Annotated in this window: 8 protein-coding genes; all 8 read left to right on the forward strand. The window is 64.5% G+C overall.

What is annotated here, in order from left to right; all coding sequences use genetic code 11:
- Nucleotides 1-63: 63 nt before the first annotated feature.
- On the forward strand, nucleotides 64-1,080 hold the full coding sequence (locus CA2_RS03155; protein ID WP_042412614.1) for an NADP-dependent oxidoreductase: 1,017 nt from the start codon (nucleotides 64-66) through the stop codon (nucleotides 1,078-1,080).
- A 100-nt stretch (nucleotides 1,081-1,180) separates the two neighbouring features.
- Entirely contained in the window at nucleotides 1,181-2,098 is a 918-nt protein-coding gene (locus tag CA2_RS03160; RefSeq protein WP_042412616.1) for an SDR family oxidoreductase, read from the forward strand.
- A 302-nt stretch (nucleotides 2,099-2,400) separates the two neighbouring features.
- On the forward strand, nucleotides 2,401-3,684 hold the full coding sequence (locus CA2_RS03165) for an efflux RND transporter periplasmic adaptor subunit (protein ID WP_081888843.1): 1,284 nt from the start codon (nucleotides 2,401-2,403) through the stop codon (nucleotides 3,682-3,684).
- A gap of 18 nt (nucleotides 3,685-3,702) precedes the next feature.
- Entirely contained in the window at nucleotides 3,703-6,858 is a 3,156-nt protein-coding gene (locus CA2_RS03170) for an efflux RND transporter permease subunit (RefSeq protein ID WP_042412618.1), read from the forward strand.
- Nucleotides 6,855-8,324, forward strand: a complete 1,470-nt coding sequence (locus CA2_RS03175; RefSeq protein ID WP_042412620.1) for an efflux transporter outer membrane subunit — start codon at nucleotides 6,855-6,857, stop codon at nucleotides 8,322-8,324. Before CA2_RS03170 ends, CA2_RS03175 begins: the two co-directional genes overlap by 4 nt.
- A gap of 305 nt (nucleotides 8,325-8,629) precedes the next feature.
- On the forward strand, nucleotides 8,630-9,085 hold the full coding sequence (locus tag CA2_RS03180) for an Lrp/AsnC family transcriptional regulator (protein WP_042412621.1): 456 nt from the start codon (nucleotides 8,630-8,632) through the stop codon (nucleotides 9,083-9,085).
- A 122-nt stretch (nucleotides 9,086-9,207) separates the two neighbouring features.
- Nucleotides 9,208-9,426: a hypothetical protein gene (locus tag CA2_RS03185; protein ID WP_042412622.1), complete on the forward strand. Its 219-nt coding sequence runs from the start codon at nucleotides 9,208-9,210 to the stop codon at nucleotides 9,424-9,426.
- Between the two features lie 705 nt (nucleotides 9,427-10,131).
- The gene (locus CA2_RS03190; RefSeq protein WP_042412623.1) at nucleotides 10,132-12,267 is read left to right on the forward strand and encodes a TonB-dependent receptor; all 2,136 of its coding nucleotides are present in this window, start codon (nucleotides 10,132-10,134) and stop codon (nucleotides 12,265-12,267) included.
- Nucleotides 12,268-12,289: the final 22 nt, after the last annotated feature.

The following is a 12,289-nucleotide window of genomic DNA, read 5'->3' on the forward strand; positions in this document are numbered from 1 at the left end:
ATCAAATGTGCTGTTTACGCTTATCTGGCAAGCGATGACAGTTATCAAAAGGAGACAAGTCACATGCCCGTCAATCAACAGATCCTGCTGGACAACCGCCCCCATGGCGAAGCCACGGTCGACAACTTCAAGCTGGTCGAGACGGCCACCCCCGCGCTGCAGGACGGCGAGGTGCTGGTGCGCCACCACTACCTGAGCCTGGACCCCTACATGCGCGGCCGCATGAACGACAGCAAGAGCTATGCGGCCAGCCAGGCCCTGGGTGAAGTGATGATCGGCGGCACCGTGGGCGAGGTGGTGGAAAGCCGCCACCCCAAGTTCCAGCCCGGCGACCAGGTCGTGGGCATGGGCGGCTGGCAGCTGTACAGCGTGGTCGACGGCAACGCCCCCGGCATGCTGCGCAAGGTGGACACCACCCACGTGCCGCTGTCCTACTACCTGGGCGCCGTGGGCATGCCCGGCGTCACCGCCTGGTACGGGCTGGTGAAGATCATCCAGCCCAAGGCGGGCGAGACCGTGGTCGTCAGCGCCGCCACCGGCGCTGTGGGCAGTGCCTTTGCCGCCCTGGCCAAGGCCCGTGGCTGCCGCGTGGTGGGCATTGCCGGTGGCGCGGAAAAATGCGCCTACGCCACGGGCGAGCTGGGCTTTGACGCCTGCATCGACTACAAGGCCCACCCCGACCTGAAGTCCATGGCCAAGGCCCTCAAGGACGCCTGCCCCGACGGCATCGACGGCTACTTCGAGAACGTCGGTGGCTACATCCTCGACGCCGTGCTGCTGCGCGCGAACGCGTTCGCCCGCGTGGCCGTGTGCGGGATGATCGCCGGCTACGACGGCCAGCCCCTGCCGCTGGCCAACCCGGCGCTGATCCTGATCAACCGCATGAAGGTCGAAGGCTTCATCGTCAGCGAACACATGGACGTCTGGCCCGAGGCCCTGACCGAGCTGGGCACCCTGGTGGCCCAGGGCAAGCTGCGCCCGCGCGAAAGCATTGCCCATGGGCTGCAGAACGCGCCCGAGGCCTTCCTGGGCCTGCTCAAGGGCAAGAACTTCGGCAAGCAACTGGTCCAGTTGGTCTGAGCCACCTCCCTGCAAGGCGCCCCGGTGGCGCCTTTTTTGCGGGCGGCAGCGGACAGTGACGGATGCGAGGACAGAGGATCACACACAAGGAGACACAAAGATGCTGAATGGACTGGCAGGCAAGACGGCGGTGCTGACGGGCGCGGGCTCGGGCTTTGGACTGGAGTGCATGCGCATCGCCGCCCACGGCGGCATGCGCCTGGTGCTGGTGGATGTGCAGGCCGACGCCCTGGCCGCGGCCGAGGCCGAAGCCCGGCGGCTGGGCGCCGCCGACGTGCTGGCGCGGCAGGTGGACGTGAGTCAGGCGGCAGCCATGGAACAGCTGGCGGCCGAGGTGCAGGCCCGCTTCGGGGCGCCGCACTTCGTGTTCAACAACGCCGGCGTGGGCGGTGGCGGCCTGCTGTGGGAGCAGTCCGTGCAGGACTGGGAATGGGTGTTGGGCGTGAACCTGTGGGGCGTGATCCACGGCGTGCGCCTGTTCACCCCGATGATGCTGGAGGCCGCGCGCCAGGACCCGGACTGGCAGGGCCACATCGTCAACACGGCCAGCATGGCCGGGCTGCTGGCGCCGCCGAACATGGGGGTGTACAACGTCAGCAAGCATGCCGTGGTCAGCCTGACCGAAACCTTGTACCAGGACCTGCGGCTGGTCAGCGACCAGGTGCATTGCAGCGTGCTGTGCCCGTATTTTGTGCCGACCGGCATAGCCAACAGCGAGCGCAACCGCCCCGGGGGCGTGGACACGCAGCAGCTGACCACCAGCCAGCAGATTGCGCGCGCCATGTCGCAAAAGGCCGTCAGCTCCGGCAAGGTCACGGCCGAAGACATCGCCAGCAAGGTGTTCGCGGCCATGGCCGACAACCAGTTCTACATCTTCAGCCACCCGCATGCGCTGGGGAATGTGCAGACGCGCCTGGAGGACATCCTGGAGATGCGCAACCCCACCGATGCCTTTGCGGACCGCCCCGACGTGGGCACCCAGCTGCGCAACGCCTTGCGCACGCCGGCCGCCGCCTGAGCGCGCCCCGCACAGGCCGCGGGCCCTGTGCCCGCGGCGCGGACCTGCAGCCCCGCTGGCCGGGGCTGTGTCGCGTCTGGCGGGTGCGTGCCGGAATTTGTGTGGACAGGATGTAGGGAACTGTTACAGACTCTCGCAGTCTCAGCACAAGGCGCAGGCAGGCCGCGGCTGCAATCTGGCGCAAAGCGGGTGATGGCGGGCGGTCTTGCTACCAATTTCCCCGGTTTTGGGCCGGGCGCTTTACAAAAAATCAACATTGCGGGCCCAGAATGGCACCGTTTCGCTCCACTGATTGCCTCTCCATGACGCTCTCCCTTGTCCCTTCACGCGCCGCTTCCCGTTCGCCGGACTGTTTTTCACCCGGGCACCAGCGGCCACAAGGCAGGTGGCGCATGGCCGCCGCAGCGCTGGCGGTGGTGCTGGTGGCCGCGTGCGGCAAGACCGCGGACAAGCCCGCCGCGCAGAATGCACCGGCCAAGGTGGGCGTGGTGGTGTTGCAAAAGCAAAGCCAGATGCTGGACACGGTGCTGCCCGGGCGCACCCAGGCCTTCCTGAGCGCCGAGGTGCGGCCGCAGGTCAGCGGCATCGTGCAAAAGCGCTTGTTCACCGAGGGCGGCATGGTCAAGCAGGGGCAGCCGCTGTACCAACTGGATGCGGCCAGCCTGCGCGCGGCCGAAGCCAGCGCGGTGGCGGCCCTGGCCAAGGCCGAAGCCAGCCAGCAGACCCTGGAAGCCACGGCACGGCGCAATGCCGAGCTGGTGAAGATCACGGCCATCAGCCAGCAGGCCTATGAAGAAAGCCAGGCCGCGGCCAAGCAGTCGCGTGCCGACGTGGCCGTGGCGCGCGCCAACCTGGAGAACGCGCGCATCAACCTGAAGTACAGCCGCATCGAGGCCCCGATCTCGGGCCGCATCAGCCTGTCCAGCGTCACCCCCGGCGCCCTGGTCACGGCCAACCAGACCACCCCGCTGACCGACATCGTGCAGATCGACCCGATGTACGTGGACTTCACCCAGTCTTCGGCCGATTTGCTGCAATTGCGGCGTGACTGGGAGGCGGGGCGCTATCAAAAGATTGAAGGCGACCAGATGCCGGTGCGCATCCGCCTGGAAGACGGCAGCGACTACCCGCACGAAGGCAAGCTGCAGTTTGCCGGCCTGATCGTCAACGCCACCATGGGCACGGTCACGCTGCGCGCGGTGGTGCCCAACCCCGAAGGCCTGCTGATGCCCGGCATGTTCGTGCAGGCGCAACTGCCCACGGGGCTGGCGCCGGAGGCCATCCTGGTGCCCCAGCAGTCGGTGACACGCGACCTGACGGGCCGCCCCAGCGTGCTGGTGGTCAAGGACGGCGATGTGGTGGAAAAGCGCGCCGTGGAGCTGAGCCGCGCCGTCGGCACCTACTGGCTGCTGGACAGCGGCCTGCAACCCGGGGAGCGCGTGGTGGTCGATGGCTTCCAGCGCATCAAGCCGGGCGATACCGTCAGCGTGGTCGAGGTGGACCTCAAGGCCAAGCAAGGGCCCAAGCGTGTCGATGCCCAGGCCGCTGCCGCGAATCTGCGCGCTGCCGTGCAGGCCTCCAAGTAAGCGGGAAGCGATCGCACCATGGCGCAGTTCTTCATCAACCGGCCCATCTTCGCGTGGGTCATCTCCATCGTCATCATGCTGGCGGGGGGGCTGTCGATCTACACCCTGCCGCTGGAGCAGTACCCCGACATCGCCCCGCCGCGGGTGACGATCGGTGCGCAGTACACGGGCGCCTCGGCCGAGACGGTCGAAAACTCGGTCACCCAGATCATCGAGCAGCAACTCAAGGGCATCGACAACATGCTCTACATGAGTTCGACCTCGGATGCCTCGGGCCGCGCGCGCACCACCTTGACCTTTGCGCCGGGCACCGACATCGATGTGGCCCAGGTGCAGGTGCAGAACAAGCTGCAGTCGGCCATGAACCGCCTGCCCGAGGCGGTGAAAAGCCGCGGCGTGTTCGTGAACAAGGGGGGGCAGGACTACCTGGTCACCTACAGCTTCTACTCCACCGATCCGTCCATGACGCAGGTGGACATCGGCGACTACCTGAACTCCAACCTGGTCGATGTGCTGGGCCGTCTCGACGGGGTGGGGGACATCAGCGTGTTCGGCACCAACTACGCCATGCGCATCTGGATGGATCCGGCGCTGATGCAGAAGTACGCGCTGATGCCGTCGGACCTGATCAATGCCCTGAATGCCCAGAATGCCCAGGTGTCGGCCGGCCAGCTGGGGGCGTTGCCCGCCGTGACCAACCAGCAGCTCAACGCCACCATCACCGCGCGCACCAAGCTGCAGACGGTGGAGCAGTTCGAGAACATCGTCCTCAAGGCCGCCACGGATGGTTCGGTCGTGACCATGAAGGACGTGGCCCGGGTCGAGCTGGGGCCGGACAACCTGACCGTGAAGTCCAAGCTCAACGGCATGGTGGGCGCGGGCCTGGGCATCGTGCTGGCCGATGGCGCGAATGCCATGCAGGTCTCGGATGCGGTCGCCGCCAAGCTGGCGGAGATGAAGGCTTTCTTTCCCAACGATATCGATTACTTCGTCAGTTCCGACTCGACGCCCTTTGTGCGCGCCTCGATCCACGAGGTTGTCAAGGCCCTGGGCGAGGCCATGGTGCTGGTGGTGATCGTGATGTTCATCTTCCTGCAGAACTTCCGCGCCACGTTGATTCCGGCGATTGCCGTGCCCGTGGTGCTGCTGGGCACCTTCGGTGTGCTGTCCGCGGCGGGCTACTCGATCAACACGCTGACCATGTTCGCCATGGTGTTGGCGATCGGCCTGCTGGTGGACGACGCCATCGTGGTGGTGGAAAACGTCGAGCGCGTGATGCACGAGACCGGGCTGTCGGCCAAGGAGGCTACGCGGCGTTCGATGCGCGAGATCACCTCGGCACTGGTCGGCATCGGCGTGACGCTGTCGGCGGTGTTCGTGCCCATGGCCTTTTTCGGTGGCTCCACCGGGGTCATCTACCGCCAGTTCTCCATCACCATCGTCGCGGCCATGGCCTTGTCGGTGTTTGTGGCGCTGACCCTCACGCCGGCCTTGTGCGCCACCATCCTCAAGCCGCCCTCGCAGCACGGCCATGAACGGCAGCTGCGCCGCGGCATCCTGGGGCTGAACGACCGCTTCTTCCGCTGGTTCAACCACCACTTTGACGCCACGGCCCTGCACTACCAGGGCGGGGTGGTGTGGGCGCTGCGCAGGACCAAGCGCATGGCCCTGTTTTTTGTGCTGATCCTGGCGGCTGTGTGGCTGCTGCTGGCACGCCTGCCCACGTCCTTCCTGCCCGATGAGGACCAGGGTTTTGTCAGCGTCAGCGTGAACCTGCCCGCCGGTGCGGCCGATGCCCGCCTGCAGGAGGTGCTGGACCAGGTGCGCGATTACTTTGCCCAGCAGCCGGAGGTGATTAGCTTCAATCAGGTCTCGGGCCTGAGCGGTGACCAGAGCTCGGCGCGCGGCTTCGTGCGGCTCAAGCCCTGGGAGGCACGCCCGCTGGCGTCGCAGTCGGCCGCAGCGATTGCCCACCGGGCCACCCAGGAGCTGGCGGCCATCCGTGACGCGCGCATCTTCGTGACCCAGCCGCCTGCGGTGCGCGGCCTGGGCTCGAACGCCGGCTTCAACTTTGTGCTCAAGGACTTGAATGGCCTGGGCCACGATGCCTTGCTGGCGGCCAAGGACAAGTTCCTGGCCGAGTCGCGCAAGCACCCCGAACTGTCCAGCGTGCGCACCACCAACCTGGACGATGCCACCGAGCTGCGCCTGGACATCGACGACCGCAAGGCCGCGGCGCTGAACCTGTCGTACAGCGACATCAACAGCGTGCTGTCCAGCGCCATGGGCGGCACCTATGTCAACGACTTCTTGAACAACGGCCGCGTCAAGCGGGTGTACATCCAGGGCGATGCTCCGCACCGCATGCTGCCCCAGGACATTGCCAAGTGGAGCGTGCGCAACAAGAACGGCGAGATGGTGCCTTTCAGCGCCTTCTCCACCTCGTACTGGGCCTACGGTTCCCCTCAACTGGTGCGCTACAACGGTGCACCGGCCTATGAACTCGTGGGCAATGCCTCGCCGGGCGTGAGCTCGGGCGTGGCCATGCAGATCGTGGAGAGCATCTTGCGCGACATGCCCAACGGCATTGGCTATGAATGGACGGGGGCCTCGCTGCAGGAGCGCCAGTCGGGGGCACAGGCGCCGCTGCTGTATGCCATCTCCATCCTGTTCGTCTTCCTGTGCCTGGCTGCGCTGTACGAAAGCTGGACCGTGCCGCTGTCGGTGATGCTGGCCGTGCCGCTGGGCGTGGTGGGGGCGCTGCTGGCCACCTATACGCGCGGGCTGTCGAACGACGTGTACTTCCAGGTGGGTCTGCTGACCACGGTGGGCCTGGCCTCCAAGAACGCCATCCTGATCGTGGAGTTTGCAGTGCAGTTGCAGGAGCAGGGCAAGAACCTGTTCGATGCCACGGTGGAAGCCGTGCGCATGCGGCTGCGCCCCATCCTGATGACCTCGCTGGCATTCGGTTTTGGCGTGGTGCCGCTGGCGCTGGGCACGGGTGCAGGCGCCGGTGGGCGCAATGCCATCGGCACGGCGGTGCTGGGGGGCACGGTGGCGTCCACGGTGCTGGGCCTGTTCATGGTGCCGGTGTTCTTCCTGCTGGTGCGCAGCTGGTTCAAGAGCCGCTCGCGCCTTGATGACACCCCCGACCACCACGAAAGCGCTGCATGATGACTTCTTTGAATTTGCGGCCTGCGGCCGCCGCTGCCCTGGCTGCCGTGCTGCTGTCGGCCTGCAACCTGGCTCCCCGTTACGTTTCGCCGGTGCCCGGCGTGCCGGATACCCTGAGTGGGGAGACGGGCACACCCGTGCAGGCCAGCACGGCCGCGCTGGATTTCGCACAGGCGCAAACCTGGATTCACAGCCCGCAGCTGCGCGAAGTGGTGGCACTGGCCTTGAGCCACAACCGCGACTTGCGCGTGGCCGTGGACAACATCGAAAAAGCACGTGCCCAATACGGCATCACGCGCGCCGATTTGCTGCCGGGCATCACCGCGCAAGGCCAGGGCACGCGCAGCCGCAGCAGTGCGGAGCTGAGCAATTCCGGCCAGTCCACGGTCACTGAGCAATACACCGCGCAGCTGGGCTTTACCAGCTATGAGATCGACTTCTGGGGCCGGGTGCGCAACCTCAGCGAGGCGGGCTTGCAAGCGTTCCTACAGTCGGGGCAGAACCAGCGCAATGTGCAGATCGGCTTGGTGGCCGATGTCAGCAATGCCTGGTTGACCCTGGCCGCCGACCTGGCGCGCCTGGAACTGGCGCAGAACACCTTGGACAGCCGTGAGAAGGCCTACGCGCTGACCAAGCGCATGTTCGATATCGGGGCCACCTCGGGGCTGGTGATCGCGCAAAACCTCTCGACCGTTGAATCGGCCCGCAGCGATGTGGCCGCCTATACCTCGCAAGCCGCACGCAGTCGCAATGCCCTGCAATTGCTGGTCGGCGGCGCGGTGCCCGAGGCCTTGCTGCCCACGGCGCAGACCATGGCCGCGAACGATGCCAACAACATGGCTTTTGTGCCGGTGCCGCTGAACCTGCACTCCAGCGTGTTGTTGCAGCGCCCGGATGTGCAGGCGGCAGAGCACAACCTGCGCGCCATGAACGCCAACATCGGTGCCGCGCGGGCGGCCCTGTTCCCCAGCATCACGCTCACGGGCAGCATCGGTTCGGGCAGCCGGGAACTGGACAGCTTGTTTGGCGGTGGCAATGGCACCTGGAGCTTCATGCCGCAAATCAAGCTGCCCATTTTTGATGGGGGTCGCTTGCGTGCCGGCGTGCAGGTGGCCGAGGCCAACCAGCGCATTGCCACTTCGCAGTACGAAAAAACCGTGCAAACGGCCTTCAAGGAGGCGGCCGATGCGCTGGCCGACCGGGCACAGTGGGCCAACCGCCTGGGCGCGCAGACCGGCATGGTCTATGCCACGCAGAAAGCATTCGATTTGTCGGATGCGCGCTTTCAGGCCGGTGTCGACAACTACCTGACGGTGCTGGACGCGCAGCGCAGCCTGTATGCGGCCCAGCAGACCTTGATCACCTTGCGCCTGGGCGAGCAAACCAACCGTGTCACGCTGTGGAAGGCACTGGGCGGGCAGGAGGCGGTCAATATGCCGGAGGTGCCTGCAGGTACAGCAGGCTAGCCGTCTGCACGCGTGCGCAGGGCGCCCTGGCGCGCTCTGCGGCAGGCACCAACAAAAAGGCCGATCTGCGAGGGGTATTGCAGATCGGCCTTTTTGCACAGTGCGTCCAGCGTGGGTCACATGGCCACGGGCAAACGGTAAATTGCCTTGGCGATGAAATGGCGTTCTACATCGCCGGTGGGCGTTGCTTCCATGACTTGTAGTGTGCATGTCGCGCCGCAAAAAATGCTGCTGTCCTGCTATGAAATTCGAATGTTTTCGAAAAAAAATGCTGCGTTTTATGAAATTGCAGCAAAATTTGCTTCATGGATAAAATTGATCGGAAAATCCTTGCTGTATTGCAAGGCAATGCGCGTGCCAGCCTGCAGGACATCGGCCAGGCGGTGGGACTCAGCGCCTCGCCCTGCTGGACACGCATCAAGCGCATGGAGGACGAGGGTGTGATCGAGGGCTATACCGTGCGCATCAACCCCCAGACCCTGGGGTTTGCCGATACGGTGTTGTTGATGGTCACGCTCAACAGCCACAGTGACAACACGCTGGAGAAGTTTGGTGAACAGCTGGCCACCATCCCCGAGGTGGTGGAAGCGCACCTGGTCTCGGGCACCTACGACTACCTGCTGCGCGTGGTGGTCAAGGACACGCGCGATTACGAGCGCCTGCTGCGTGAAAAGCTCTACAAGATCAAGGGCATCCAGCACAGCCAGTCCATGTTCGTGCTGCGCACGCTCAAGCGCACCGAACTGCCGCTGGGCGGGTGAGGGGGCACACCTGCTGCGTAAGCGCTGTCCCCTTGATCTGGCGATGGTCGGCAGCATCTAAGGCACACTGCAGGCGTGCGCATCCTGCGGTCTCTCCCGCTCACCATTGACGAAGCCCCCTTATGAAGACCATCGATGAAATGCTGAACCTGGATCTGCTGACACACGAGCAGCACGGTGCCATCAGCGCCTGGATTGCACGCTCTGCGTCGCCGGATGACATCCTGCAGATGCCGGCCCCCCTGTGGCAGGCCGTGGAGCGTGCCAGTGAGGTGATGGGGGTGAACGAGGACTTGCTGCGCGTGCCTGCGCTGGATGCCGGCGGTGTGATGGAGGTGTGAGCCGCAAGCGCCTGAATGCCCGCTGCAGGCATGGCGTATGTCCAAGATGCCGAGGATTGGGCGTCTGCTTGGGGCCAGACACAGACAGCGGGCTCTGTTCTCGAGCAATGCGATTGCAGCATCCCAGATGCAGAGTCCAATTTGAAGAGCGGATGCCAAAACCTGTCGCCGGTCATCGCTATGGCTGATTGGCATGTGTAGGTTCAGACGTAGTAGGTTGCCTGCTGCAAAAGTAACCCCGTCTGCCATGTTGCACCTATCAGTGACTTCTTTCTCGGCCAGATAGAGATCGGGTAATTCGTGGAGTGGATGACCTCGCTAGGACCCCAAGTGCTTGTCTAAACATGTCCTGAACCATCCCACGGTGTCAGGTTCTCGTGTGGTGTGGACTAGCTCTGCAACCTGCGGGCGCGATTACCTGCCTTTCGCTGTTGGCTATGTATGGCTGTGCACAGTCAGGACTAGGCGGCTGTGGACATGATCTTTGCAGCGTGTCACCTTGATAGTGATGTTTTTCCCCTTAGAGGTGGCCCTGCTGCGTTCAGCCACCGAACTTCCATCTGCAGCGCACACAAGCGCATCACTGTGGTGCGCACGCGACGAATTTGCCTTTTGATTTAAGTTAAATCTTGTTGAGATTGATTGTTGTTTACATTAACGCTCTTTCATTTTCAAGGGCTGATACAGCCCAGAGGGAAGCGCGTGATGACGCACAACAAACCAAGCCTGCAGCAGGGCGCAAGCAAGGGACAACGCGGCGGGCTGCACCCTGTGGCAGCACTGGTACTGCTGGCATTGCCCAGTCTGGCCCAGGCCCAGCAGGACGCGGCCGAAGACATGGCGGCCTTGCCGGCCGTGCAGGTGAAAGCCTCGCAGTACGACGCCGACGATGTGCGCCCAGAAGGGGTGACCACGGCGACCAAGACCTACCTGGCGCCCAAAGACATACCGCAGACCATCGACACGCTGGAAGTCAGCAAGTACAAGAGCTACGGGATCAACGACCTGGCTGTGATGCTCGACGGCGTTCCCGGCGTGAACACCAACTACGACATGCGTGGGGAGGGTGTGATGATCCGCGGCTTCAGCGCTGACGCCGGGGACATTTACCGGGATGGCATCCGTGAATCGGGCCAGGTGCGCCGCAGCACGGCCAACGTGGAGCGCATCGAAATCCTCAAGGGACCGGGCTCGGTGCTGTACGGTCGGGGCGGGGGCGGGGGCATCATCAACCTGGTCAGCAAGCAGGCCCGTTTTGACGCCAAAAGCAGCCTGACCTTGCGCGGCGGATCCTGGGAGAACTTCGGTGGAACCATCGACATCAACCATGTGGTCAATCCGAATGTGGTGGTGCGCCTCACCGCCGATCGCGAGCAGGCGCACAGCTTCCGCAGCGGCATTCGCAACAAGAACGAGATGATCTCACCCAGCATCCTGGTGGACACGCGCACCGGGCTGCGCTGGACGGCACAGTACACCTACGACAACGTCTGGCGGGTGCCCGACCGTGGACCGTCGTACGAAACGCTGCCGGCCGGGGTGTCCATCCGCAACGGTTTCCAGCATCCGGGCGACTATGTGGAGGACCGTCTGCGTGTGGCCCGCTCGGACCTGAGCTATGACTTCAACGACGACTGGAGTGTGCGCTGGGTGGCCAGCCAGCGGGAAGCCGATCAGGACTTCGACCACTACTTCGCCGGTACGTACAACGCGGTCACCGAGCTGATCCGCCCGAATTACGCCTGGCAGCAAACCCAGAACCGCACCACCTCCAATATGGTGGACCTGTCCGGCAAGTTCCAGACTGGCAGCATCGGGCATGAGCTGCTGGTGGGCGTGGAGGTCAGCGAGGAGCTGCGCCGGCCCAAGGTCTATGGCACGGTGGCGGGATCGTTCACCTACGATCCGTTCAATCCGAATACCGGCGCATGGCCGACCAGGCCAGCCCGCGTCGCCCCGACGCAGAACAACCGCCATGAAGGGGAGACGCAGGCCGTGTACTTTCAGGACCTGATCAGCCTGACGCCCCAGTGGAAGCTGTTGGCGGGTTTGCGCCATGATCGCTTCAAGTTCCACTCGACCAACTATGTGACGGGATTCCAGCGTGGCTATGAGGGGTCATCCACCAGCCCCCGCGTTGGGGTGGTCTGGCAACCTGTTCCCAGCCAGAGTCTGTATACGTCCTACAGCAAGAGCTATTCGCCCTATGGTGGGCGCGGCACCATCTCGGTGGACACCGCCGCGACGGCGGTGTACGACGACCAGCCGCAGCATTCCCGCCAGGTCGAGGCCGGCCTCAAGAGTGATTGGCTGGATGGTGCCTTGTCGACACAGCTGGCTGTTTACCAGCTCGAGCACTACAACATCCGCTATCGCCCCGATGCCACCAACCAGCCCACCGTGTGGGCGATCCGTGGCAAGGAGCGCTCGCGCGGGGTGGAACTCAGCGCCTCGGGGCGCGTGGCCTCCAGCTGGTATGTGCGCGGTGGCGTGGGCCTGATGAGTGCCAAAGTGGTGGAAGACCAGCAGGCCCCTGCGAATGTCGGCCTGGATCTGCAGAACACCGCCAAGCGCAATGGCAATTTGTTCGTGCGCTATGCACCGTCCGGCCCCTGGTACGGGGAGTTGGGGGTGACCTACACCAGCGCCCGCTGGAGCAATGCGGCCAACACGGCGCGCCTGCCGGGCTATACCCGCTGGGATGCACTGGTGGGCTGGCGTGCAGCTCCCTGGACGGTGACGATGGCGGTCTCGAACCTGCTGGACACGGAGTACTGGCGCTCCAACGCCATGCCCGGAGCGCCGCGCACGTTCCTGCTGAGTGCGAACTACCAGTTCTGAGTGCGCATCAGACACGGATGCG

The sequence above is a fragment of the Comamonas aquatica NBRC 14918 genome (assembly GCF_000739875.1).
In the GTDB taxonomy this organism is placed as follows: domain Bacteria; phylum Pseudomonadota; class Gammaproteobacteria; order Burkholderiales; family Burkholderiaceae_C; genus Comamonas; species Comamonas aquatica.

Excerpts from the sequence above, each read along its gene's own strand:
- CA2_RS03180 (WP_042412621.1), top strand. The coding sequence starts at position 8,630 with ATGGATAAAATTGATCGGAAAATCCTTGCTGTATTGCAAGGCAATGCG.
- CA2_RS03185 (WP_042412622.1), top strand. The coding sequence starts at position 9,208 with ATGAAGACCATCGATGAAATGCTGAACCTGGATCTGCTGACACACGAG.
- CA2_RS03155 (WP_042412614.1), top strand. The coding sequence starts at position 64 with ATGCCCGTCAATCAACAGATCCTGCTGGACAACCGCCCCCATGGCGAA.
- CA2_RS03175 (WP_042412620.1), top strand. The coding sequence starts at position 6,855 with ATGATGACTTCTTTGAATTTGCGGCCTGCGGCCGCCGCTGCCCTGGCT.
- CA2_RS03190 (WP_042412623.1), top strand. The coding sequence starts at position 10,132 with ATGACGCACAACAAACCAAGCCTGCAGCAGGGCGCAAGCAAGGGACAA.
- CA2_RS03160 (WP_042412616.1), top strand. The coding sequence starts at position 1,181 with ATGCTGAATGGACTGGCAGGCAAGACGGCGGTGCTGACGGGCGCGGGC.
- CA2_RS03165 (WP_081888843.1), top strand. The coding sequence starts at position 2,401 with ATGACGCTCTCCCTTGTCCCTTCACGCGCCGCTTCCCGTTCGCCGGAC.
- CA2_RS03170 (WP_042412618.1), top strand. The coding sequence starts at position 3,703 with ATGGCGCAGTTCTTCATCAACCGGCCCATCTTCGCGTGGGTCATCTCC.